Origin of the sequence: Anabaena lutea FACHB-196 (assembly GCF_014698305.1) — a bacterium.
GTDB lineage: Bacteria > Cyanobacteriota > Cyanobacteriia > Cyanobacteriales > Nostocaceae > Anabaena > Anabaena lutea.
This window is the reverse complement of the sequence record NZ_JACJST010000002.1, coordinates 388,217-412,920: the sequence shown is the minus strand read 5'-3', so window position 1 is coordinate 412,920 and position 24,704 is coordinate 388,217. Positions and strand designations below refer to the sequence as shown.

Below are 24,704 nucleotides of genomic sequence, written 5' to 3'. Positions count from 1 at the left end.
GAAATTACAGATGAGATTGTAGTAGAGATTAAGCACTACTACAAACCCAACACTTTTTAAGTTTTCCCTGGTTTCTCTACTGACACAGTTGCAACTAGGCTAGGTGTATTTACCATTGCTGTGATTGTAGGTTCAGTCAAATGCACTAACCAAGAGGGTTGGATACCGAAAATGACGATTAATAGAGCTAGGATAAGTGCAGGAATGCGATCGCTCCAATATACTCTTGGTAAATTGCTCACCTGTGCAGATAAACGCCCAAAAAAGGCACGGTTGAGCAGAATTAGGAAGTAAACGGCAGTTAAGCCTGTACCTAGCATTGATATCAATGTTTGGATGGGGAAAACGGCTAAACTACCCCGAAAAATGATGAATTCGGAAATAAAACCCACCATTCCTGGTATACCTGCACTGGCCATGACTCCTAAAACCATCAAAGTACCAATCACAGGCATTCCCCGTTCTGGGTTCAGCAGCCCGCGAAGCACATCTAAATCACGGCTACCTGCTTTTTTATAGACAACTCCCACCAGCAGAAACATCAGGGCGGAAATTAAGCCGTGACTAACCATTTGCATGACAGCACCTAATACACTTACGGGTGTGGCGGCAGCAGCGGCTAACAAGACGTAGCCCATGTGTCCGATAGAACTATAGGCTACCATTTTTTTCATGTCTGTTTGCGCGATCGCACAAGATGCACCAAACAGCACACTAATCACTGCCCATGTTGCTAACCAAGGGGCTACATATGCCCAAGCTTCAGGTAACAAGTTCATCCCAAACCGCAATAAACCGTAAGTTCCTAATTTCAACAATACTCCAGCCAACAGTACAGAAATTGGTGTGGAAGCTTCGACGTGGGCATCTGGTAACCAAGTATGGAAAGGAACAAGGGGAATTTTAATGCCAAAACCCACCAAAATTCCTCCTAGTAGCAACAGTTGTGTGGACAAAGATAAGTTTTGGGCGTTCAAAGTTGCTAGTCCAAAACTAGGAGAATTACTCAGCCAAACCATTCCCAAGAAACTGGCCAAAATAAAGATGGCGGAAACAGCAGTATAAATCAGGAATTTCGTCGCTGCATAACCGCGTCTTTCACCACCCCAAATTGCAATTAGCAGATAGAGGGGAATCAGTTCCAACTCGTAAAATATGAAAAATAACAATAAATCCTGTGATAAAAAGGCTCCAATTACCCCAACACTTAACAGTAGGATTAAGGAATAATAAAATCTAGGACGTTGAAGAGATTCATCGCTGCTATAAATGGCAATGCAGGTTAAAAGTCCATTTAACAATAGCAGTGGCAATGATAAACCATCTATTCCTAAATTATAGTTTAAGCCTAAAACATCTACCCAGGGCAGTGACTCAGCAAACTGTTGTCCAATTTCCCCAGGATTAAACTGAATGGCTAGAAAAACTGTCCATAAGAAAGTAATTACAGCACAGCCTAAAGCCAATCTGCGGGAAAGTTTCCCACTCATAGTAGCAGGATAGAAACCTATTAGAGTTGCACCCAGCAACGGCAGCAAAATCAACGTACTCAGCATAATCAAGTGTTCAGAAGATGGGGAAGTGGGAAGATAGGGAGGTGGGGAGATGAGAAAAATCATCATTATCTCCAGCAAGACTGCCTCCAGCCTCCTAAAAAGGTAATTTATCGAATAAACCTAATGACAAACTGATGACAAAACCCAGGACGCTAATTACTACCAAAATAGTCAACATATAGGCTTGGGATTGACCAGAAATGCTGTATTTTAGACTTTGCCCGCTAAAAATTGCCGCAAAGCCGACTAAGTTTACCAGACCATCTACTAAATAGCGATCGCTCCACGCAGAAATCCTGGATAATAAAGCTACTGCTCCGACAATGGTGAGGCGATAAACTCGGTCAATGTAAAAGTCATAACCTAACAAGTCTTGGATAAATCTCCAAGCCAGAATTCTTGATCTTGACCAAGCTTTGTGCAGATAAATTGTTGAACCAATACCCACACCCAATAAGGTAGAAGCTAGTAAAGACAATAATATATACCAATCAATACTTTCCCAGCTAGGTAGTAAATACCATTGTTGAAGCATTAGAGGTAATAATAGTGTCAAGATAGTCAATGTCACCATGGGGAAGGCCATTTGCCAACCTACTTCTGGGGCGCGGCGAGTTTTCGGCTGTGGTGTTCCCCAAAAGACTAAGCGGAAGATTCTAGTTAAATTCAATGCTGTCAAGCCATTGACTAACACTAAAACCACAATTACCCAAGGGCTAACTTTCACTAAGCCATCAGCCCATCCTAACATTGCCCAAAAGCTTCCCAGTGGTAGCAATGTCACCATTCCCGCTGAACCGACAACAAAGGCGGTGGTAGTAGCTGGCATTCGTGACCACAAACCACCCATTTCTGTCAAGTCTTGACTTTGGGTGGTATGTATGATCGAACCAGAACTCATAAATAATAATGCTTTAGCGATCGCATGGGTTAACAGTAACATGAGAGCCACGCCCCCTTGTTCTAAACCCACAGCTAAAAATACCAAGCCCATATAGGCACTGGTTGAGTGAGATAAAGCCCGTTTAATATCAATTTGGGCTAGTGATACCAATGTTGCACCCAGCGCTGTCACCGTACCCATAACTACCAAGGCATTCAGTGCCACTGGCGATAGTGCTAACAATGGTTGAATCTTGTATAACATATAAGCCCCACCAGCTACCACTAGTGAGTTACGCATTACCGACGCTGGGTTAGGACCTTCCATGGCCTCATCTAACCACAAATGCAGAGGAAATTGAGCGCATTTACCCGCAGGACCGGCTATCAAAGCCACACCTAACAAGGTTGATGTTAGTGGATTTAACTCAGCAGTTTGCGCCCACTCATACAAGTCAGAAAAGTTCAAACTACCGGCTAAAGTAGAAAGTGTTACCACAGCCATTAGCAGTAACAAATCTCCCACCCGTTTTGTTAAAAAAGCATCTCGCGCTGCTGTGACTACCAATGGTTGAGCATACCAAAATCCCACCAGTAAATAAGTGGAAAGGGTCAGAACTTCTAGTAGGGCATAACTGAGGAACAAAGAATCGCTAATGGCTAAACCACTCAGTGCTGCTTCAAAAAATCCTAGCAGTCCAAAAAACCGTGCTAACGACCAGTCTTTTTCCATGTAGCCCAGGGCATAAATTTGGGCTAACAGACTTAATCCTGTAATTAAAACTATTGCCCCTATACTAACTGGTGAGATTTCCAACGCAAATGATAAATTGAAATCCGCAGCTTGGAACCAATTAACTACTAAGGTTTTTGGATCTCTCTCCCATATATCGTTAAATACAAATAAGCTATGGAAAAAAGCCAAAAGAGTCGTCAACAAGTTGAAGTAGGCAGCAGGTCTTGGTCCTGTACGTTGAATTATTCCCATGCCCCACGGCAAGGTTAAAATTGCACCTAATAAGCTATAAAAAGGCACAAACCAACTTGTGAAATATAAAAACTCATTCATTTAGATTTTCCTTAATCACTCAACCTTTAGTTTCTTAAACAGCCTTAAAACCATCATTCGCTTAAAAAAAATTAATTTTGCTAAAATCAAGTTTTTCTTAACTATTTTTCCCATAAACTTAAATGAGCATTTTTACTTTAGCCTCCGTTATTAAATGGCAGTTAAATATAACTTTACATATTTAAATGCATTTATATGTTTTCAGAAATTCTCTGGTTGTAAATTTCTATTTCTACTCTGAACAAAGAATTTTATAGAATATATTAAAAAAAATTATATATCTTTTAATGGGTCTATGTACAGATAGCAAAACATGAAAAAAGACTGAGACAGTATAATATACAGCCTCTGGATGCCCCTGATCTAATAGGATTAGCCCTGGTTATGAATGTTATTTTCTAAATGTAATAAAGAAATTATAAAGCATAAGCGTCCCCTCTAGGAATCCGTGAACTTTGATCTCATTAGAGGGGCTATTAAGTTTTGTTAAGTTTTTTAAAACTTTTTTATTACAAACTATTATAGTAATTTATGTTGCCAGGGATGCCAAGGTTTCCTATGCTTAATTTTAGAAGTGTTTTCTTCGCTCAAGATGAGCATCCCCGTCAAAAATTTCAACCCATAGTACAGATTGAATTAATTTTTTAGGAGTTCTGCGATGCCAATTGCAGTTGGAATGATTGAAACGAAAGGCTTTCCGGCAGTAGTAGAAGCTGCTGATGCGATGGTGAAAGCAGCCCGTGTAACTCTGGTAGGATATGAAAAAATCGGTAGCGCTCGTGTTACCGTGATTGTCCGGGGAGATGTATCCGAAGTGCAAGCTTCAGTAGCGGCTGGTGTTGACGCAGCTAGAAGAGTCAACGGTGGTGAAGTGTTATCCACACACATCATTGCCCGTCCCCACGAAAACCTAGAATATGTCTTACCGATTCGGTATACAGAAGCAGTAGAACAGTTCCGTACTTAAAAACTGTTTAAACAAAGTGATTAACGGGGTTGCTTGCTTGAGTAAAAATTTGGCCAGGTCTGAACACGAACAGCTTGGCGCAAGCCATAAACTTAATTTAAGGATGAAAACTAATGTCAATTGCAGTGGGAATGGTTGAAACGCTGGGCTTTCCAGCAGTAGTAGAAGCTGCTGATGCGATGGTGAAAGCCGCTCGCGTTACCCTAGTAGGATACGAAAAAATCGGTAGCGGCAGAGTGACAGTCATCGTTCGGGGTGACGTTTCTGAAGTACAAGCTTCAGTAGCAGCAGGGATTGAAAATGTAAAACGAGTCAACGGTGGACAAGTGCTGTCTACTCATATCATTGCTCGTCCTCACGAAAACTTGGAATACGTCCTACCAATTCGTTATACCGAAGATGTAGAACAATTCCGGGAAGGTGTAAATGCAATTCGTCCTTTCGGTAGAAGACCGTAATTTATAATGCAAATTGCCAAAGTTCGTGGCACAGTAGTCAGCACGCAAAAAGATCCAAGTCTTAGAGGTGTCAAACTACTGCTGTTGCAATTAGTAGATGAAGACGGAAACCTCCTGCCCGAATACGAGGTAGCAGCCGATAGTGTGGGCGCAGGGGTGGAAGAGTGGGTACTGGTCAGTCGAAACGGTGCCGCTCGTCAAGTTCTAGGCAATGAACAACGTCCGTTAGATGCAGCAGTAGTGGCGATAATAGACACCATTCATGTTGAAGATCGCCTCATCTACAGCAAAAAAGAACAATATAGATAGTCACCCCTGACAGGGAATTCAAAATTCAAAATTCAAAATTGATTTACTGTTTTGAACGCTGAATTTTGAATTGGAGCGTAGCGACCGACTACTAACAAAAAGCTTAATTCAGGAGGAATGTCCCAATGGTAGTCCGCAGCACGGCGGCCCCCCCAACCCCGTGGTCAAGGAGTTTAGCTGAACCCAGAATCCATGAAACTGCATTTGTACACTCTTCTGCCAACATTATTGGGGATGTATTGATAGGTGCAAATGTCATCATTGCTCCAGGGACTTCAATTAGAGCGGATGAAGGTACACCCTTTTATATTGGTGAAAACACTAATATTCAAGATGGTGTCGTCATTCATGGCTTGGAGCAAGGTCGAGTAATTGGTGATGATCAACAAGAATACTCGGTCTGGGTTGGTGAAGATGCTTCTATTACCCACATGGCTCTAATTCATGGGCCAGCTTATGTAGGGGATCACTCCTTTATTGGCTTTCGCTCTACGGTATTTAATGCCAAGGTGGGTGCAGGTTGCATTGTGATGATGCACGCTTTAATTCAAGATGTAGAAATCCCCCCAGGTAAATATGTCCCTTCGGGAGCGATAATTACTACCCAGCAGCAAGCTGACCGATTACCAGATGTACAAGCTCAAGATCAGCAGTTTGCTCATCATGTAGTCGGTATTAATCAGGCATTGCGGACTGGTTATCGCTGTGCTGCGGATAGCAAGTGTATTGCACCCATTCGGGATGAACTTAATCTTTCTGGGGCTAAATCTTATACAAGTATTGTTGTTGAAGAATTGGAAAGGAGTAGTGAAGTGGCGAGCAATAGCTTGGGTGCAGAAACGGTAGATCAGTTGCGTTATCTACTACAACAAGGGTATAAGATCGGTTCAGAACACGTTGATCAAAGACGGTTCCGCACAGGTTCATGGCAAAGCTGTCAGCCCATTGAAACCAGGTCTTTAGAAGCAGCGATCGCAGCTTTAGAAAGTTGTCTGGTAGACCACAGAGGCGAGTATGTCCGTCTGTTTGGTATTGACAATGGTAGACGGAGAGTACTAGAAACCATCATTCAACGTCCAGATGGTGTAGTTGGTAGTGCATCCACCTTTAAGCCATCTGCGGCTCCCAGCAATGGCAGCTACAACGGCAATGGTAATGGTAACGGCACCAGTAGCAGTAAACTCAGCGCCGAAACAGTAGACCAAATCCGTCAACTTTTAGCAGGCGGATACAAAATCGGTACAGAACACGTAGATGAGCGCCGGTTCCGCACAGGTTCTTGGAACAGCTGTAAGCCCATAGAAACAACTTCTGCTAAAGAAGTGGTTTCCGCCCTAGAAGAGTGTATAGACAGCCATCAAGGCGAGTATGTGCGGTTGATAGGGATTGACCCCAAAGCCAAACGCCGGGTACTAGAAAGCATTATCCAACGTCCAAATGGTCAAGTAGCCCCATCTGGTAGCACCAAATCATTTGTAAGTGCATCTTCTGGATCTGCTACTGCCACGGCAACAGTTACCAGCACTCGGTTGAGCGCAGAAGTAATAGATCAACTGCGGCAATTATTGGCTGGTGGATTTAAAATTAGCCTAGAACACGTAGACCAACGCCGTTTCCGTACAGGTACTTGGGCTAGTTGCGGTCAAATTCAGGCAACATCTGAACGAGATGCGATCGCAGCTTTGGAAGCACATCTCTCTGAATATCCAGGAGAATATGTGCGCTTAATTGGTATTGATGCCACAGCCAAGCGCCGGGTATTGGAAGCAATTATCCAACGTCCATAATAATTAGGGAACAGGGAACAGGTAACACAACTTTGGATTTTAGATTTTAGATTTTAGATTGACCCCAACAGTCAAGCCGGGGGCTTCTCTACGAGACACTATCGCGTTCAGACCTGTTTGGATTTTGAATCTTCAATCCAAAATTCAAAATTTAAAATCTAAAATTCGGTGATTCTTAATTTTTTCCCCACCTCCCCACCTCAAAATTATTCTCAATACTCATTTTTCCGGCTTCCAAGGTGACAAATTCCATGTCTGTGCCGCTGCTACGCTTGGGCAACAGTTTTGATTCTCACATTAGTGGTGAGGTGAATATTCATCCCAGTGCGGTAATAGCATCAGGGGTAATCATTCAAGCAGCTGCCAACAGCAAAATTATTATCGGACCTGGTGTCTGTATTGGCATGGGGTCAATTCTCCAAGTCAATGAAGGTATTCTAGAAGTAGAAGCAGGAGTGAACCTGGGAGCCGGTTTTTTGATGGTTGGTCAAGGCAAAATTGGCACTAATGCTTGTATTGGTGCAGCAACGACAGTATTCAACTGTTCTGTCGCATCGGGAGAAGTAGTTGCACCCGGTTCTCTTTTGGGAGACACTAGTCGCCAAGTTGGCAAAACCCAACAACTTGAACCATCCTCCAATAATTCCACTGCCACAAAAGTTCCAGAGGAAAAGCCAGAAGAACCGATAATTTCTTCAACTCATTTCTCAGCTTCAGCCTTTGTGGAGTTCCAACACCAGCCTAATTCCGTTCATCAGCCTTCTCCGACTCCCAAAAGCCAATCTCCCCCAGTAGAGGAACAGGTTCAAGTTGCTGAATCTAACGAAGAAGAAGCTACTTTCCCCGCATCTACCGAAATTAGTAATCCAGAATCAGCACCCAGCCCAGCTGAAACTGAACCCCATAATACTTTTGGGACTCAAATTTACGGGCAAGGTAGCATCAATCGGCTTTTGATCACATTGTTTCCCCATAGACAATCCTTGAACGACAAACACTCTGACAATTCCTCGTAGTAAGTGTTAATTGTTAAGTGGAGAGTTTTGTGAGTATCCTGGAGAATTCATGATGGAAACATCTAATCAACGGTCTCTTACCACTATCCAGCCTGTACGTCGCCGTCATCGAGATAACTTCAAGGATACTGCCTTGGGTTTAGTATCTACTCTGAGCTTTCCAGCCATAGTTGGAACAGCTGACATGATGTTGAAATCGGCTGGAGTTCATTTAGTGGGTTATGAAAAAATTGGTAGTGGTCACTGTACGGCAATTATCCGAGGTGGTATTGCTGATGTACGCTTGGCTGTAGAAGCTGGTGTCCAAACTGCTGAACAATTTGGTCAACTGGTTTCTAGTTTGGTGATTCCCAGACCTTATCCCAATCTAGACATTGTGCTGCCTATTACTAACCGTATCAGTAAATTGATGGAAGAAGGCAGTTATAGCCGATTGAGTAATCAAGCAATTGGTTTGGTAGAAACGCGAGGTTTTCCAGCTATGGTAGGCGCTTGTGATGCCATGCTTAAATCTGCTGATGTTCATTTGGCAGCCTATGAAAAAATTGGTGCGGGTTTGTGTACAGCGATTATTCGAGGTTCTGTAGCTAATGTTGCCGTGGCAGTAGAAGCGGGAATGTTTGAAGCAGAACGCATTGGGGAATTGAGTGCAGTGATGGTTATTCCTCGTCCATTGGATGAAATGGAGCTAACTTTGCCTGTGGCTAGTTGTTGGATAGAAGAACGTGAACCATTAAATATACCTTTAAATATTAGGGATAAAATTGTAGACGCGGAAGCTGTGGAGTTGCCAGATTTAGCTAAATTACCTATGAAAGTTAAGGAAGAGCTATGGAATGATGAATGATGAATTCTAAATAATAAATTATTCAATATTCAGCATTCATCTGGAGTTGGAAGGCATTTTTTGTCTTGCTTATTTTTTGATAATAACTTCTTAACTCCATAAGTCCAATACCGCACTTCTGATAGCGAGCATAGATTTTTATCTATATTAAACCTCATAACTTTGTATCACTAAACATTACATCAGGGAGTAGTGTTCAGTGATACTAGATTTATATCTACGAATTGCTATTAGAGGAGAATCACCTTGAACCAAGCGACGTTGCACCAGTTGAAGGTGTTCGAGGCTGCGGCACGGCACGGCAGCTTTACTCGTGCTGCTGAGGAATTATTTCTCACCCAACCTACCGTATCGATGCAAATCAAGCAACTAACAAAATCGGTAGGATTGCCATTATTTGAGCAGGTGGGAAAACGCTTATTTTTGACGGAAGCCGGACGGGAACTATTTACTACTTGTCGTCAAATTTTTGAGACTATAGCTCAATTTGAAATGACGGTGGCAGATTTAAAAGGGCTAAAACAAGGGCAATTGCGGTTGGCGGTGATTACAACAGCAAAATATATTATCCCGCGTTTGTTGGGTCCATTTTGCCAACTTTACCCTGGAATTGATATCTCCCTACAAGTCACTAATCATGAACGGATTTTGGAACGCATGATTGGGAATATGGATGACTTGTATATTATGAGCCAGGTTCCAGAGCATTTAGATGTCCATGTCGAGGCATTTTTAGAAAATCCTTTGGTAGTTTTTGCACCTGCCAATCATCCCTTGGCACAGGAGAAAAATATCCCCATAGAAAAATTGGTAGATCAACCATTTATCATGCGCGAACCTGGTTCAGGTACACGCCGTGCGGTGCAATCTCTCTTTGAAGAACATGGGATAAAGGTGAAGGTGAAACTGGAATTGGGGAGTAATGAGGCAATTAAACAAGCAATAGCCGGGGGTTTAGGAATTTCAATATTATCTCGTCATACTTTATTGACAGATAGTTCTGAGTTCAGCATTTTGGATGTGCAGCACTTTCCCATGAAGCGCACTTGGTATATGGTTTACCCATCTGGTAAACAATTATCGATTGTGGCTCGTACTTATTATGAGTATCTACTAGAGGCGGCTAAGAAGATTGTGGAGCATGAAGTGATTACTTCAGTTCCACAACAAACTTTACATTCAAAATCTGAGATCCCTTGACGCTGAAACCGGAAACCATTGACAATTAACCAGCAGAACTATTAAACCAGGGAAAAGGATTCAGAAAACTCTTAACTGGTAACTGATAAACATGGGGAAAAACTGGCAATGGTGAACCCGGAAATATTATCTTGGCGCAAAACAGTAGAAAACCAGATTGTTGCTGTCACTGTCTATGGTGACAAAGCTTTAGTTACAAGACGAGGTGTTATTTCCTTAACGGGAGAAGAACGAGAGTTGTTAATTACACCATTGCCTGTAACTCTAGAAACTGAGTCTGTGAGGGTAAGCGGTACTGGTACGGTAGGGGTGCGGTTGCTGGGAGTGAGTAGCGATCGCATTTATACTACCGAACCTGTGGTTGAAAGAGTGGCGCAGTTAACGAAACAAATTCAGCAACTAGAAGCAGAAAAACGCCATTTACAAGCTCAAATAGATGCTTTGGCATTGCAATCTCATTTTATTACAGGCTTGGGGGAAAAGACAGAAGAACCCTTTGCTCAGAGCTTGTCACGGAAAAATCTGAGTTTGAGTGAAACTTTGGATTTTCTCAACTTTATTGGTAGTCAGTATAGCGAATATGCGATCGCTTCCGGGGAATGCAAAACCCAACAGCAAGAATTAGAAAAGCAATTACAACCACTCCGCACCGCATTGCAAAAAATCCCAACACCACACCCGAAAGAAAGCTTGAGTGTGATTGTCGGTGTGGAAGTTGCGGGGGAAGGTGAGTTTGAGCTAGAGATGTCTTATTTGGTGAATCGTGCTAACTGGAAGCCGCTTTATGACTTGCGGGTTGATAGTAGCAGCAATATCTTATATCTGAGCTACCTGGCAGAAGTTACCCAAACTACAGGTGAAGATTGGCTTGGTGTAGCGCTGACTTTTTCTACCGCTAAACCGGGATTAGGTACAATCCCACCCAAGCTAAAGCCTTGGTATATTGATACACCACGTACACGCGCAGATGATTCTTTGACTATGCAGCGTTCAATGTCTCCTCCACCTGCTATGGCTGTGCTGATGCCTCCTCCTAATAATGCGCCAAAGGCTGCAAAAAAGGAAGAAGAGGAAAATTTCATCAGTGCTGAAACAGTCGTAACGGAAGTATCTAAACAAGGCAGCGTAGTTACTTTTAAACTAAATAGTGGTGGTAATATTCCCAGTGATGGCGCACCTCATAAAACCACAATTTTTCAAGATGATTATCCTTGTAAATTAAATTATGTAGGAATGCCACGTTTAGTTAGTTTTGCTTATTTACAAGCTACTATGAAAAATAGTCCTGATGGTGCAACTTTATTACCAGGGAAGGCAAATATTTTTCGGGACAGTATCTTTGTTGGTGCAACTCAATTAGAACATATTGCTCCAGGACAGGAATTTAAAATTAATTTGGGTATAGATGAAGGTTTAAAAATTGAACGCGATTTAGTTGAACGTCAGGTAGATAAGAAACTGATGAGTAGTCAACGCCGGATTACTTATGCTTATCGGGTAGTAATTACTAATTTGTTAAATCAAGAAGCAAGTTTGAAATTAACTGAACAATTACCAGTTAGTCGCAATGAGCTAATTAAGGTGCGTCTTTCTTGTTCTCAGCCACAAATTCAATTAAGTGAAATCGGAATTTTGGAGTGGGATATTGTGTTGGCAGCGCATGAACAACAGGAGGTATATTATCAGTTTACTGTTGAACATCCGCCAGAGTTAACAGTGTTGGGGTTGGATATTTGAATTGGGGATTGGGAATGATCACACTAATAGGAGAATTAAAAAGAAGGTAACCGTTCAGGGGGGTAGGAGAGCGATGCCTGCGGCGAGCTTCGCTATCGTTAAAAATTCCCCAAAAAATCTGTTAAATAATGTAGAGAAGTGTGATCATCTAAAAAAGATCACACTCCCTAAATTACGCCTTCATCAAAGATAAAATAATCCCAACTAATGAACCTAAAATTAGTCCTATACCACTCAAAGAACTGATAGCAAAACCTATCACGCGCTTTTCTGCTGCTTGATAATATCCCCAAGCATAAGCAATACGTCCTATTATCCAAGTTGTACCGAGAACAGAACCCCAAATGGGACTAACGTAAACAGAAAACAACCATAAAGCGGGTAAAAATAAAGCAAGTTGTTCTAAGGTGTTTTGCTGAACCCTTAGCACTCTTTCAAAATCAAGATTTCCTGTGGTTTGTGGTACGGGAACTTGATATTTTACTCTAGCTCTACCAACGTTAATTGTGACAACAAAGTAAAGTATGAGCGCGGATACGGTAACTAAACTAGGAAAAGGAGACATAAATCAAAATTCTAGTACATAGGCTGATAATGACATATTTAACTTCATTTACTTGCCATTACCAGAGATTTTGTCATAACTTAGATAGGATATGGTTTGTAATTGCTAATCTAAATAATGTTCGCGATCGCAATCACCAGACTGGAAAGTACTTAAAATATGATCAGATACAAATCTTGAAAGCGGGCGATGGGACTCGAACCCACGACATTCTGCATGGGAAGCAGACATTCTACCACTGAATTACACCCGCAAGTTGGAATTATGTTAATTACTAGGTGATATTATATCATAATTGAGCAAAATCTCAGAAGAAGCTTAATTTATTTATATATTTTTTATCCTCCCCCAAGGATAGATGAGGAAAAATTGAGAAGGATAATGTACACTTAATCAAATGGGAGTCTAAAGCACCAACGTCTCTGACTATACTCACTTCTTGATTCCATGCTCTTCATAAACTTTCAAAGCTTTGCCCTTCTGAGGAAGCGATCGCTTGTTTTAGCGATAACACCCCGGTTTAGCTGGCACCACCACCTTTATCCATAGCGAAACCGAGGGCTTTCAATTGACCGAAATTTCAGCAGGCGAACTCGATTATACAAAATATATACCCTGAGAATCAAGTATGTTCAATACAACTGAAATTATCATTAATGCTTTTGTAAATCAAATTCGAGAGGGCTATCAACGCACCTACGGTAACTTAAAAACTGATTATCAAGACATCATTGCTTGGGCTGGTAACATGGCATTAGAAAACATTGCCAACAGTGATGCCCTATATCACAATGTTGAACACTCCGTCCTCGTCACCCTTGTGGGACAAGAAATGTTGCGTGGTAAACACATTCGAGAAGGTGGTGTTTCCAGCGAAGACTGGTTACACTTCATTATCTCCTTGTTGTGTCACGATATCGGCTACGTGAAAGGAGTTTGCCGCGAAGACAGAGAATCAGAATCTCTATATGCAACAGGGCAAAATGGTAACATGATTGCTCTCCCCCACGGTGCTTCTGATGCTAGTCTCACACCTTATCATGTAGATCGAGCCAAACTATTTATTGGTGAACGATTTGGTGGACACACTTTAATAGATGCTGAAGTCATTAAGGTAAATATTGAATTAACTCGGTTCCCTGTACCAACAGCAGAAGATCATCAAGATACCAATCACTTTGCCGGTTTAGTACGTGCTGCTGATTTAATCGGGCAATTAAGTGATCCACGTTATTTGAGAAAAATCACTAGTTTATTCTACGAATTTGAAGAAACTGGGATGAACAAAATTTTAGGCTATCAACATCCTGGAGATTTACGCAAAAATTACGCCAAATTTTACTGGCATGGTGTCTATCCATATATCAAAGATGGACTGCGATATCTATCTCTAACACAACAGGGAAAACAGATCATAGCAAATCTTTATTCCAATGTATTTGTAGTTGAACATGAAAAGCAAAATGAAGACCTACTGTATTTAGTTGAAAAATTACACGCTTAAATATCACAGTTTTCATTTGATTCTCAGAGGATGCTTAAAAGGTATTTTTGGTAACATCAAAAACCCAGAAAACTAACCCTCCATCTCTAGGATAAAATGGGGGTTTCCAAGCCTCTTTCCTTGCAGGAGAGAGGTCAATGTGTATTTACTACAAAGGAGAACCGCCATAAAAAAAGTTAAATTAATTTTGCACAGATCCTTAATACATCACCTTTAATTTGTGAAGAAAAACTATGAATTGGTGGCAGAGACTGAAAAAAAATCCCTTGGCACGATTTGGGGCAATCTTACTGTTAGTGTTCTATTTATCAGTAATCGCAGCTGATTTCATCGCACCTTACAACCCTTATAATTCTCAGCCAAATGGTTCACTACTGCCACCAACTCGCATTTATTGGGTTTCCCAGACAGGTAAATTTATTGGACCCCATATATATCCGACAACTCAAGGGGATACAAATTTAGAAACAGGGGAAAGAAAACTAATTGTTGATTTTAAAAAGCCTTCCCCTCTCAGTTTATTTGTTGCCGGACCCGAATATCGATTATTCCAGATGAATTTGCCCCTACCACCAAAGTGGGATGAAGTCACCATTATCCCTGGTATACCCTTAAATCTTCATTTGTTTGGCTCAACTGGCGAAGCAAAATGGAATATTTTGGGTACTGATGAACAAGGACGAGATCAATTTAGCCGTCTGCTTTATGGTGGTCGTATTAGTTTATTTATCGGGATTTTCGGCATTATTATTACCTATCCCCTTGGTTTACTAATAGGTGGTATTTCCGGCTATTTTGGTGGTGTGATTGATAGTGTGATCATGCGCTTGGCAGAAGTGTTGATGACTTTTCCTAGCATTTATTTATTAGTAGCATTATCAGGAATTTTAAGTCCACAATTAACTAGTACACAGCGCTTTTTACTAATTGTTGTGATTACTTCCGTTATTAGTTGGGCAGGTTTAGCTAGGGTAATTCGCGGACAAGTACTCTCAATCAAAGAAAGAGAATTTGTACAAGCAGCACAAGCTATGGGTGGTAAACCAATTTATATTATTCTCCGCCATGTTTTGCCGCAAACTGCTAGTTATGTGGTTATATCTGCAACACTGTCAATTCCCAGTTTTATTGGTGCAGAAGCAGTATTGAGTTTAATTGGTTTAGGCATTCAACAACCAGATCCTTCTTGGGGAAATATGCTTTCTCTGGCTAGTAATGCTTCTATTTTAGTATTACAACCTTGGCTAATTCTACCGCCGGCAATCCTGATTATTCTCACTGTTTTGGCATTTAACTTATTAGGTGATGGGTTAAGAGATGCCCTTGATCCTCGCAGTTTACAGAGATAGAATTCCTCTAAAGTTATTCTTAACTATGTCGAGACTCCTGGTTACTCAATATCAAGCCGAAGTAGAAAAAATCATTCAATATGGTGGTTCTCGGAAAGAAACATCTATTCGTGTTGCTTTTCAAAACCTTCTCAATGAATATTGCAAACCTAGAGATTTTCTACTCATTCCTGAATTAGATTATAAACTACCAAATGGTAAACTTGTTTATCCAGATGGGACAATTAAAGATGCTTTGCGGTTAGATTGGGGTTATTGGGAAAGTAAAGACCAATATGATAAATTAGACGAAGAAATAGAAAAGAAATTAAATAAAGGTTATCCAGATAGTAATATTTTATTTGAAGATTCCCAAACTGCGGTTTTAATTCAATCTAGCACAGAAACTATGCGTGTATCTATGAAAGATGCTGACGCAATAGATGGGATTATTACCAGTTTTATTAATTATGTTCGTCCTGAAGTTAGAGATTTTCGGGAAGCGATAGAAATCTTTAAACAAGATTTACCCACCATCTTAAATTCTCTCAGAGATTTGATTGATAGTCAAGGAATAAATAACATATCTTTTAAAACTGCGCGAGATAAGTTTTGGGGAATTTGCAAAGAATCAATTAACCCAGAAATCACTTTACTTGATATTCGGGAAATGATGATTCAGCATATTTTAACAGAAGATATTTTTATCAATATTTTTAGTGAGTCACAGTTTCATCAAGAAAATAATGTAGCGAGAGAATTACAAGGAATAATTTCTACCTTTTTTACTGGAAGTGTCAAGCGCAATACTCTAGGAAGCATTGAAAGATATTATGCAGTTATTAGACGGACTGCGGCAAATATTTATAATCATCAAGAAAAACAAAAGTTTCTCAAAGCTTTGTATGAGAATTTCTACAAAGCATATAATCCCAAAGCTGCGGATAGATTGGGAATTGTGTATACTCCTAATGAAATTGTCCGGTTTATGATTGAAAGTGTCGATTTTTTAGTTCATAAACATTTTGGGAAGTTGTTAGCGGATAAAGATGTAGAAATTTTAGATCCTGCGACGGGAACAGGGACTTTTATTACAGAATTAATTGATTATTTACCGCAACATAGTTTGGAACATAAATATAAACATGAAATTCATTGTAATGAGGTAGCGATTCTACCTTATTACATTGCAAATTTGAATATTGAATTTACCTATAAGCAAAAGATGGGTGTGTATGAGGAGTTTGAAAATATTTGTTTTGTAGATACTTTGGATAATACTTCTTTTGCGGGTAAGCAAATGGATTTATTCGCTATGAGTGTGGAGAATACCGCAAGAATTAAAAGACAGAATGATAAAACTATTTCGGTTATTATTGGTAATCCTCCTTATAATGCAAAACAGGAAAACTTCAATGATAATAATGCTAATCGTTATTATAAAGCCATAGATAAGTTAATTAAGGAAAGTTATATTAAATATAGCAAAGCTCAAAATAATATTGTTGTTTATGATATGTATACTCGGTTTATTAGATGGGCTTCTGATAGATTAAGTAAAAATGGGATTATTGCATTTATCACTAATTCATCGTTTATTGATGGTAGAACTTTTGACGGTTTTAGAAAAGCTGTAACTGATGATTTTAGTTATATTTACATTATAGATTTACATGGTGATGTTAGGAAGAATCCCAAACTTTCAGGAACAACTCATAATGTTTTTGGGATTCAAACTGGTGTCGCTATTATGTTTATGGTGAAAAAACAGAAAAGTGATTTTAATAGTTGTCAAATATTCCATATTCGTCGTCCAGATTTTGATACAGCAAGTGAAAAATTAAAGTTTTTATCTCAAACTAAATTTAATCAAATTCCTTTTGAACATATTACCCCAGATGAAAAACATAATTGGATAAATCAATCTGATAATGATTTTGGTAGTCTTTTACCTTTGGTTGATAAAGATGTGAAAGTAGGTAAAGGAGAAGAAGCAGTATTTAAGTTATTTTCTTCAGGTTTGAAAACACAGAGGGATGAATGGGTTTATGATTTATGTGATCAAAATTTAATAAATAAGATGAAATGGTTTGTTGACATTTATCAAAATCAATTTGATAAAGAACCAACAGAAGAACTATCACAACAAATAAAATGGGATGAGGACTTAAAAATCTACTTTAAAAGAGGTATAAAAAAAGAGTTTGATAAATTAAATATCAAGTCAAGTCTTTACAGACCATTTTATAAAGAGAAACTTTATTTAGATCAACACTTTAATGGAAGAACATACCAATGGTTTAACATATACAATGATGAAGATATAAACTATTATATATCTATACCTGGTATTGGTGCATCAAAACCGTTTCAGTGTTTAATAACAAATAAAATTACTTGTCTTGATTTTTTGGAAAAAACTCAATGTCTCCCCCTTTACCGTTACGATAAAGAAGGAAAACGCATTGATAATATTACCGACTGGGGATTAAAACAAATTCAAACCCATTATCAAGATACAACAATTACCAAAATAGATATTTTTCATTATACCTACGCAGTCTTACATAACCCAGCATATCGCAGCAAATACGAACTCAACCTCAAACGCGAATTTCCCCGTTTACCATATTATGAAAACTTCCAACAATGGGTTAACTGGGGAAAACAACTCACGGAAATTCATATTAATTATGAAACAGTCACACCTTATAATTTAACCCGTCTTGATATTCCTTTAAAAGACAATCAAAAAACACCAAAACCCAAACTTAAAGCCGATAAAACCAAAAATAGCATTATCTTAGATGATGTCACTACATTAGAAAATATTCCTAACATAGCTTGGGAATATATGCTAGGTAATCGTTGCGCGTTAGAATGGATATTAGATCAATATAAAGAAAAGAAACCAAAAGATCCCACAATTGCGGAAAAATTCAATAATTATCATTTCGCAGATTATAAAGAAGAGGTAATTGATTTATTAATGAGAGTCTGTACAGTGAGTGTAGAAACAATGAATATTATTAGAGAAATGGAGAATGTCTGAATCAGGATAACCAGGATTTTAGGATTTACAAGATTAATAAATATAACATCCTGTTAATCTTTAAATCCTCCAAATCCTGATTCAGACAATAAAAATATTTAATATCTAATTCTTGGATCTACATAAGCATTGAGAATATCAATCAAAATGCTTGCACTCACAACAATTGCTCCAAAAAATACTAACACTCCCTGAACTGTGGGATAATCTCGGTCAGAAATCGCTTGATATAATCTATTTGCTAACCCCGGCCAGGAAAATGTCACTTCCGTTAAAATTGCTCCACCTAATAAGGAAGCAAATGTTAATCCTAATACCGTAATTACAGGAATCAAGGCATTTTTCAAAGCATGGGAGACTAAAATCTTATTTTCAGAAATTCCCCGCGCCCTAGCGGCTTCTACATAATCTGCTTTTAAGGTTTGTTTTAAATTCACCCGCACAATGCGCTCAAAAATTCCACTCAGCAAAATTCCTAAAGTCAAACTTGGTAAAGCTAAATGATGTAAAGATGTGAAAAATTGACTGAAATTACCACTCAACAAACTATCAATTGTATATAAACCCGTGATAGTTGCAGGTGCGGGAAGATTGGGGGGAAAACGGTTGGAATTGGGAAACCAACCCAGTTGAACTGAGAAAATTAATTGTAACAGCATTCCCGCCCAAAACATGGGTAGTGCATAGGTGATAATACCAAACAAACGCCCACCAATATCAAAATAAGTACCCGGACGAGAAGCGGAAATAGTACCCACTAAAACGCCGACAATGAGCGCTACAGCCATACTAGCAAAAGCTAACTCTACAGTTGCGGGAAAATATTGTCCAATTATTTCGCCAACATTCTGTCCTCGACTGGTTAAAGAAGTTCCTAAATCAAAACGTAGTAAATTGGCTAAATAATTGAGATATTGTAACCAAATAGGTAAATCTAAACCGAGTTGTTTTCTTAATTCTTCTTTAGCACTTTCTGGCGCACGTCCACCCAAAATTGCATCTGCTGGATCTCCTGGGGTTGCTCTCAGTAAAAGAAAAACAATTGTGATAATGGTTAATAGTTGCAGTGGCGCAAATAGCAACCGGGAAACAATGTAATACTGTAATGCTTTAGAACGAGACATATTTTTATTAATTCAAAATTCAAACTCCAACTCGTTCCTTGTCTATGGCAAGGAATGCAGCCTTGAGACTCTGTCTCATAAATTTAACCTCGTTTTTTGTCTCTGACAAGGAATTTAGTCTTGAGGCTCTGCTTGCATAAATTAGCATGAGGCAGAGCCTCTAAATGGCATTCCCAGCCGGAGTCTGGGAACGAGATTAAACCTGTTCCCTAGTGATTATTTTTTAATTGTTTTATAAATCAGGTTTTGGGTAGGATCAATTTTGACATTATTTACACCTTTTTGGGCAAATACATAATCTTTGTTTTGCCATAAAGGAATGTAAGGAACATCAGTAAGTACTTGTGTTTGAATGTCAGTAAATATTTTCTGACGTGCTTGTGGATTTTGTTCTTTACGTTGTTGATCAATTAGTTTATTGACAGCTTCGTTATAGTAAAAAGAACCTTGGGTTTGACTTCCTCCATTTTCGCATCCTTTAGCAACGGAACCTTTTTCACAAGCCAAAAATGGCTGAACGTAATTATCTGGGTCTAAAAAATCTGGATACCAATCTAGTAAAGCTGCTGGATATAAACCTTTGCTAATTTCTTTAAAAAAGGTAGCACCTTCTACAGTTTTAACTTCTAATTGTAAGATCCCATCCATTTTGGTATCAGCCAGAGATTTTAGTGTCTGCGCTGCTAAACTGCGAGTAGGTGAACTTGCTGGATACCAAACTTGGACTTTGGCAGGATTTTCTTTAGAAAAACCAGCAGCAGTTAAGGTTTTTTTGGCTTGCTCAAAGTTAGCATCACCATATTTATCTTTAAATAATGGTTGGGAAACATTGAATGTGGTGGGAATCATGCTGTAAAGTGGTTCAGCTTGACCAAATAAGACCCGATCATTTAATAATGGACGATCAATTAATGATGCGATCGCATTTCTGACTTCTGGTTTGTCTAACGGTTTCTGATTGCGATTCAACACCATATAACTAACTACACTACTTTGGGCGTTAATGGCTTGCCAATCTCCTTTTTTAGCACCTTCTTCTAAACTGCGAATTTGGTCTGGTTGCAAAGATAAGTAAGCTACATCTACAGCACCAGTTCGGAAAGCATTAAACAAATTAACTGGACTAGTCTGAATTTGGACATTAATACCTTTATTGGCTGGTTTTTCACCCCAATACTGCTCAAATACATCAAATCGCAGCGAATCAGTCCCATACTGCGCTAACTTATAAGCACCAGTCCCGACAAAGATATTCGGCTTAAATTTCCCAGTCCCGATTTCATAAGCTTTGGGGGAAACGGCACACACCCCAGAAAAGGCTAATAGGGAGGGAAACGCCGCAAAGGGCTTTTTGAGTTTAATTGTTAATTCATAGTCCCCTGTCGCTTTCACAGAAGCCACTGTATCGGAAAGCAAGAAAGATGGCTTACCTTTATTTTCGATAAAACGCTGGATACTAAACTCCATTGCTTTAGCGTTGAAGGGAGTCTGATCATGAAACACCACTCCCTGACGGATAGGTATGGTGTAAGTTAAACCATCTGCACTAACTTTAGGTAATGCTGTTGCTAGTTGAGGCTTAATTTCTGTACTACCTGGTTCGTAGGTGTACAAGCGATCGCTCATATTGAATACTAAACCTAATGATGCCAATTCATACGCATCAGCCGGATCAAGAGTTCTGGGCTTTGATGTCGTACCTATGGTAATCCGTCCATCACCAGCAGGAGTATTGACAACACCAGTTGTTGGGGTAGTTGTCTGTGTGCGAGGGGTACAGCTAACAGCCAACAATAAACATAGACAGAACAAAGATAGGAATTTTGCCATCCTAACCGACTGTCTCATAGACAAGGAAAACCAAGTTCTTATCATTAATATTTTTTCAATCAGCAGTTAATTATTCTAGGATATATATTTAGCTAATTACATCTTGTCAGATTGTCTTCACAAGAATAGCATCTCATCCTTGTAAAACTTGAGCAGCCGTCAACTTGAGATCAGGAAAGAGCAAAGAAACAATCAAGCTATCATTTTCATATACCTGTTGTTCATAAAAACCCTCCACCCATTCCAATACTGTCACCTTTTGGTCAATGGGATCAACAATCCAATATTCAGCAATACCCCGCGCTGCATACTCGGATCTCTTGTAGCGATAATCACGGTTAGCCTGATTAGGACTCACTACTTCAACTACCAGTAAGGGTGGTGGCATATCCATATATACCAGTGAACGAGTAGCACCTGCCATTGCAACAGCTAACTCTTCAGAAAAGACTACCAGATCAGGTACACGCACACCTACTCGTCTGCTATTCACAGCCACCTCAGCCTTCATCCGCAATCTAGAGGAAGGAATTCCACAGCTTAAAAAATAGGCAACCAAAAACATTGCGATCCTTTGATTTATATCACTTTCTGAAGGCATGGAAATTAATTCTCCATTTTCCAACTCATATAAATTATCTGTACCATCGTCATAGTTGAGAAATTCCTCAAAGGACATCTTTTTAGCAATTGCTACTGTCATGGCCTTTTCTCCCGTGGGTTAGCTCGTCTTAATTATCGCTTAGTTTTTTTGCTCTCTCATTCTTCAATTAAGTCTCTCTCAACAACCTCACCTGCTTTTACTGATTGAATTAAGCCGAGAAGATGCTTGGCTTTAACAGGATTTGACAGTAAATATAATGTTTCTTGCCATGATAAAAATTCGTCTAGAGAAATCAAAATAGCTTTGTTGCCTTTGTTATTACAAATAATAGTCGGTTGTACATCTGCAATAACACGATCTATCAAACCATCTAAGTCATGACTTGCCTCTTGAGTAGTCATTGCATCCATTTCATCCTCCTGCAAATAATCATTTATTTGATTTGCTAGAGTCTTCGTGGCTTTCTTTTAGTCTGGAATAAATTTCATTGGCTCGTACTAATGCTTTAATTTATGATTCCCATTATTTATGTTCCAAAATCAAGAATAGTAAATGATAAATCAATTAAACAATTTTAGAAGCAATATCAATATCCAGGTATTACACAAAATTTTTCGGAATATATACCCAATTACAGGCTTTTGCGTCTATTTCTCCCTAAAAGTCAGAATTTATATGCGTAAACTTAGTGTAAAATCAAACTTGTAATTATTCAACAAGCGATAGCGTTCGCGGAGCGTCCCGGAGGGAACTAGCGCTGCTGCAAGCAGTTCGCTGGGTATTGTGGACTTAAAAAACTTCAGCTTTCCAGATAGATCTGATGATAATCAGCAGTAGCTTGGGGTTTGGTCGCGATATTTGAGACACAAGCTAGGTAATCGCATCTATTTACACGCTTGCAAACCGTTCCATCAAAAGTTACAATTTTTTAAACATTCTCATTTTTGCTTGGCAATTGCGTAAACGCTCAAACAGAAACCTCCTGAAAGTTCGCAAGCCTCACCCAAAAGTCTTATAAGCTTTTGGCTGCTGACCAACCCTCAGCAGTTATACGGTCGTTTCGCGACTTTCAAGGATAAAGCTTTTGTAGCTGAAAAGCATTGCTAAACCACAGGCTAATCTGTGGTAAAACTCAAGACTGGCAATAACAAAAAACTCAGAGAGTTCTCTAAAAAACGAGCGTCTTTTATGAGAACCTCAGTAAGAAAATTGCTTTGTAAACTAACTCATCTAGGAGGATTGTAGTCAATGGGACTACCCTGGTATCGAGTACATACAGTTGTCCTGAACGATCCAGGTCGGCTGATTTCTGTACACTTAATGCACACAGCCCTAGTTGCTGGCTGGGCTGGCTCAATGGCGCTGTACGAACTAGCTACTTACAACCCCAGTGATCCAGTTCTCAACCCCATGTGGCGACAAGGGATGTTCGTTCTCCCCTTCATGTCACGGTTAGGTGTCACCCAATCTTGGGGCGGTTGGAGCGTCACTGGCGCTCAAGCAACTGACCCTGGTTTTTGGTCATTTGAAGGCGTTGCAGCCGCTCACATCGTTCTTTCCGGTCTGTTATTCCTAGCTGCCGTTTGGCACTGGGTTTACTGGGATTTGGAACTCTTTAGAGATCCTCGCACCGGCGAACCTGCACTAGACTTGCCAAAAATGTTTGGCATTCACCTGTTCTTATCTGGTTTACTTTGTTTTGGTTTTGGTGCTTTTCACCTCACTGGACTATTTGGCCCAGGTATGTGGGTTTCTGATGCCTTTGGTGTAAATGGTAGCATCCAGGCAGTAGCACCAGAATGGGGCCCAGCTGGGTTCAACCCCTATAACCCCGGTGGCGTTGTGGCTCACCACATTGCAGCTGGTGTTGTTGGCATTATCGCTGGTTTATTCCACCTCACAGTTAGACCCCCTGAAAGGCTCTACAAAGCCCTACGGATGGGGAACATTGAAACAGTACTTTCCAGCAGTATCGCAGCGGTTTTCTTTGCCGCTTTCGTCGTGGCTGGTACTATGTGGTACGGTAACGCTACCACCCCTATCGAACTGTTTGGCCCTACCCGCTATCAGTGGGATCAAGGCTACTTCCGCCAAGAAATTGAGCGCCGTGTGCAAACTAGTGTTGGACAAGGTGCAAGCCTTACAGAAGCTTGGTCACAAATCCCCGAAAAACTGGCTTTCTACGATTACGTCGGTAATAGCCCCGCCAAAGGTGGACTGTTCCGTACAGGGCCAATGGTTAAGGGTGATGGCATTGCTCAATCTTGGCAAGGTCACGCAGTATTCAAAGATTCTGAAGGTCGGGAACTGACAGTCCGTCGTCTACCTAACTTCTTTGAAACCTTCCCAGTAATTCTGACTGATGCTGATGGTGTGATCCGCGCTGATATCCCCTTCCGTCGGGCAGAATCCAAATACAGCTTTGAGCAAACAGGCGTTACTGTTAGCTTCTACGGCGGCGATCTCAATGGTAAAACATTTACAGATCCTGCTGATGTGAAGAAATATGCCCGTAAGGCTCAAGGCGGCGAAATATTTGAATTTGACCGGGAAACCTTGAACTCAGATGGCGTATTCCGCACATCTCCCAGAGGTTGGTTTACCTTTGGTCACGCTGTATTTGCGCTGCTGTTCTTCTTTGGACACCTGTGGCACGGTTCTCGGACAATCTACCGAGACGTATTTGCTGGTGTGGAAGCAGATCTAGAAGAGCAAGTAGAATGGGGTCTGTTCCAGAAAGTGGGTGACAAATCAACCCGCCGGAAAGAAGCTCTCTAAATTCTTGGGGAACTGGGCATTAGGAACTGGGGATATTACCCAACACCTAATCCCAGTCCTTGGTACACTAATATTACCGGCTGGATAAACA

Annotated in this window: 19 protein-coding genes and 1 tRNA gene; 12 read left to right on the top strand and 8 right to left on the bottom strand. The window is 40.1% G+C overall.

Annotation, left to right across the window (positions count from 1 at the left end):
• Positions 1-56: 56 nt before the first annotated feature.
• A complete protein-coding gene (locus H6G59_RS03975; protein ID WP_190711930.1) occupies positions 57-1,556 on the bottom strand; it encodes an NADH-quinone oxidoreductase subunit M in 1,500 nt (499 codons plus the stop codon).
• Between the two features lie 94 nt (positions 1,557-1,650).
• Positions 1,651-3,507, bottom strand: a complete 1,857-nt coding sequence (locus tag H6G59_RS03970) for an NAD(P)H-quinone oxidoreductase subunit F (protein ID WP_190711850.1) — start codon at positions 3,505-3,507, stop codon at positions 1,651-1,653.
• A 658-nt stretch (positions 3,508-4,165) separates the two neighbouring features.
• Between H6G59_RS03970 and H6G59_RS03965 the strand changes: the two genes are divergently transcribed.
• The 8 genes from H6G59_RS03965 (at position 4,166) to H6G59_RS03930 (ending at position 11,828) form a co-directional block, all read left to right on the top strand.
• On the top strand, positions 4,166-4,474 hold the full coding sequence (locus tag H6G59_RS03965) for a carbon dioxide-concentrating mechanism protein CcmK (RefSeq protein ID WP_015212739.1): 309 nt from the start codon (positions 4,166-4,168) through the stop codon (positions 4,472-4,474).
• Positions 4,475-4,587: 113 nt separating this feature from the next.
• On the top strand, positions 4,588-4,932 hold the full coding sequence (locus H6G59_RS03960) for a carbon dioxide-concentrating mechanism protein CcmK (protein ID WP_016950894.1): 345 nt from the start codon (positions 4,588-4,590) through the stop codon (positions 4,930-4,932).
• Positions 4,933-4,938: 6 nt separating this feature from the next.
• Positions 4,939-5,241 carry a beta-carboxysome shell vertex protein CcmL gene (locus H6G59_RS03955; RefSeq protein ID WP_071188696.1) on the top strand — a complete coding sequence of 101 codons (303 nt, stop codon included), beginning with the start codon at positions 4,939-4,941 and terminating at the stop codon, positions 5,239-5,241.
• A 125-nt stretch (positions 5,242-5,366) separates the two neighbouring features.
• Entirely contained in the window at positions 5,367-7,028 is a 1,662-nt protein-coding gene (locus H6G59_RS03950; protein ID WP_190711849.1) for a beta-carboxysome scaffolding protein CcmM, read from the top strand.
• Positions 7,029-7,279: 251 nt separating this feature from the next.
• Positions 7,280-8,044 carry a beta-carboxysome scaffolding protein CcmN gene (locus H6G59_RS03945; protein WP_190711848.1) on the top strand — a complete coding sequence of 255 codons (765 nt, stop codon included), beginning with the start codon at positions 7,280-7,282 and terminating at the stop codon, positions 8,042-8,044.
• Between the two features lie 52 nt (positions 8,045-8,096).
• Positions 8,097-8,891, top strand: a complete 795-nt coding sequence (locus H6G59_RS03940; RefSeq protein ID WP_127054518.1) for a beta-carboxysome assembly protein CcmO — start codon at positions 8,097-8,099, stop codon at positions 8,889-8,891.
• A gap of 246 nt (positions 8,892-9,137) precedes the next feature.
• Positions 9,138-10,091, top strand: coding sequence for a LysR family transcriptional regulator (locus H6G59_RS03935; RefSeq protein WP_190711847.1), 954 nt, complete (start codon positions 9,138-9,140; stop codon positions 10,089-10,091).
• Positions 10,092-10,199: 108 nt separating this feature from the next.
• Positions 10,200-11,828, top strand: a complete 1,629-nt coding sequence (locus H6G59_RS03930) for a mucoidy inhibitor MuiA family protein (protein WP_190711846.1) — start codon at positions 10,200-10,202, stop codon at positions 11,826-11,828.
• 172 nt (positions 11,829-12,000) lie between these two features.
• Here H6G59_RS03930 and H6G59_RS03925 read toward each other — a convergent pair whose 3' ends face one another.
• Together H6G59_RS03925 and H6G59_RS03920 are read right to left on the bottom strand one after the other, a co-directional pair.
• Positions 12,001-12,393 carry an MAPEG family protein gene (locus tag H6G59_RS03925; protein WP_190711845.1) on the bottom strand — a complete coding sequence of 131 codons (393 nt, stop codon included), beginning with the start codon at positions 12,391-12,393 and terminating at the stop codon, positions 12,001-12,003.
• A 181-nt stretch (positions 12,394-12,574) separates the two neighbouring features.
• Positions 12,575-12,646: transfer RNA gene (locus H6G59_RS03920), tRNA-Gly, on the bottom strand.
• Positions 12,647-13,021: 375 nt separating this feature from the next.
• Between H6G59_RS03920 and H6G59_RS03915 the strand changes: the two genes are divergently transcribed.
• The 3 genes from H6G59_RS03915 to H6G59_RS03905 all read left to right on the top strand — a co-directional run bounded on the left by H6G59_RS03915 (position 13,022) and on the right by H6G59_RS03905 (position 18,277).
• On the top strand, positions 13,022-13,897 hold the full coding sequence (locus H6G59_RS03915) for an Npun_R2479 family HD domain-containing metalloprotein (RefSeq protein ID WP_190711844.1): 876 nt from the start codon (positions 13,022-13,024) through the stop codon (positions 13,895-13,897).
• A 233-nt stretch (positions 13,898-14,130) separates the two neighbouring features.
• Positions 14,131-15,246 carry an ABC transporter permease gene (locus H6G59_RS03910; RefSeq protein WP_190711843.1) on the top strand — a complete coding sequence of 372 codons (1,116 nt, stop codon included), beginning with the start codon at positions 14,131-14,133 and terminating at the stop codon, positions 15,244-15,246.
• Between the two features lie 25 nt (positions 15,247-15,271).
• Entirely contained in the window at positions 15,272-18,277 is a 3,006-nt protein-coding gene (locus H6G59_RS03905; RefSeq protein ID WP_190711929.1) for a type ISP restriction/modification enzyme, read from the top strand.
• A gap of 98 nt (positions 18,278-18,375) precedes the next feature.
• On the opposite strand, the gene H6G59_RS03900 is transcribed toward H6G59_RS03905, so the two are convergent.
• The 4 genes from H6G59_RS03900 to H6G59_RS03885 form a co-directional block, all read right to left on the bottom strand.
• On the bottom strand, positions 18,376-19,401 hold the full coding sequence (locus tag H6G59_RS03900; RefSeq protein WP_190711842.1) for an ABC transporter permease: 1,026 nt from the start codon (positions 19,399-19,401) through the stop codon (positions 18,376-18,378).
• A 216-nt stretch (positions 19,402-19,617) separates the two neighbouring features.
• The gene (locus H6G59_RS03895) at positions 19,618-21,231 is read right to left on the bottom strand and encodes an ABC transporter substrate-binding protein (protein ID WP_242038772.1); all 1,614 of its coding nucleotides are present in this window, start codon (positions 21,229-21,231) and stop codon (positions 19,618-19,620) included.
• 133 nt (positions 21,232-21,364) lie between these two features.
• Positions 21,365-21,934 carry a Uma2 family endonuclease gene (locus H6G59_RS03890; protein WP_190711840.1) on the bottom strand — a complete coding sequence of 190 codons (570 nt, stop codon included), beginning with the start codon at positions 21,932-21,934 and terminating at the stop codon, positions 21,365-21,367.
• Positions 21,935-21,990: 56 nt separating this feature from the next.
• Entirely contained in the window at positions 21,991-22,236 is a 246-nt protein-coding gene (locus tag H6G59_RS03885; RefSeq protein ID WP_242038771.1) for a type II toxin-antitoxin system Phd/YefM family antitoxin, read from the bottom strand.
• Between the two features lie 847 nt (positions 22,237-23,083).
• Here H6G59_RS03885 and psbB point away from each other — a divergent pair.
• Positions 23,084-24,613, top strand: coding sequence for a photosystem II chlorophyll-binding protein CP47 (gene psbB / locus H6G59_RS03880; RefSeq protein WP_190711838.1), 1,530 nt, complete (start codon positions 23,084-23,086; stop codon positions 24,611-24,613).
• Positions 24,614-24,704: the final 91 nt, after the last annotated feature.

Bases quoted from the DNA above. Each gene is read 5' to 3' on its own strand.
- H6G59_RS03975 (WP_190711930.1), bottom strand. From the start codon at position 1,556: ATGCTGAGTACGTTGATTTTGCTGCCGTTGCTGGGTGCAACTCTAATA.
- H6G59_RS03970 (WP_190711850.1), bottom strand. From the start codon at position 3,507: ATGAATGAGTTTTTATATTTCACAAGTTGGTTTGTGCCTTTTTATAGC.
- H6G59_RS03965 (WP_015212739.1), top strand. From the start codon at position 4,166: ATGCCAATTGCAGTTGGAATGATTGAAACGAAAGGCTTTCCGGCAGTA.
- H6G59_RS03960 (WP_016950894.1), top strand. From the start codon at position 4,588: ATGTCAATTGCAGTGGGAATGGTTGAAACGCTGGGCTTTCCAGCAGTA.
- H6G59_RS03955 (WP_071188696.1), top strand. From the start codon at position 4,939: ATGCAAATTGCCAAAGTTCGTGGCACAGTAGTCAGCACGCAAAAAGAT.
- H6G59_RS03950 (WP_190711849.1), top strand. From the start codon at position 5,367: ATGGTAGTCCGCAGCACGGCGGCCCCCCCAACCCCGTGGTCAAGGAGT.
- H6G59_RS03945 (WP_190711848.1), top strand. From the start codon at position 7,280: ATGTCTGTGCCGCTGCTACGCTTGGGCAACAGTTTTGATTCTCACATT.
- H6G59_RS03940 (WP_127054518.1), top strand. From the start codon at position 8,097: ATGGAAACATCTAATCAACGGTCTCTTACCACTATCCAGCCTGTACGT.
- H6G59_RS03930 (WP_190711846.1), top strand. From the start codon at position 10,200: ATGGTGAACCCGGAAATATTATCTTGGCGCAAAACAGTAGAAAACCAG.
- H6G59_RS03925 (WP_190711845.1), bottom strand. From the start codon at position 12,393: ATGTCTCCTTTTCCTAGTTTAGTTACCGTATCCGCGCTCATACTTTAC.
- H6G59_RS03915 (WP_190711844.1), top strand. From the start codon at position 13,022: ATGTTCAATACAACTGAAATTATCATTAATGCTTTTGTAAATCAAATT.
- H6G59_RS03910 (WP_190711843.1), top strand. From the start codon at position 14,131: ATGAATTGGTGGCAGAGACTGAAAAAAAATCCCTTGGCACGATTTGGG.
- H6G59_RS03905 (WP_190711929.1), top strand. From the start codon at position 15,272: ATGTCGAGACTCCTGGTTACTCAATATCAAGCCGAAGTAGAAAAAATC.
- H6G59_RS03900 (WP_190711842.1), bottom strand. From the start codon at position 19,401: ATGTCTCGTTCTAAAGCATTACAGTATTACATTGTTTCCCGGTTGCTA.
- H6G59_RS03895 (WP_242038772.1), bottom strand. From the start codon at position 21,231: ATGGCAAAATTCCTATCTTTGTTCTGTCTATGTTTATTGTTGGCTGTT.
- H6G59_RS03890 (WP_190711840.1), bottom strand. From the start codon at position 21,934: ATGACAGTAGCAATTGCTAAAAAGATGTCCTTTGAGGAATTTCTCAAC.
- H6G59_RS03885 (WP_242038771.1), bottom strand. From the start codon at position 22,236: ATGACTACTCAAGAGGCAAGTCATGACTTAGATGGTTTGATAGATCGT.
- psbB (WP_190711838.1), top strand. From the start codon at position 23,084: ATGGGACTACCCTGGTATCGAGTACATACAGTTGTCCTGAACGATCCA.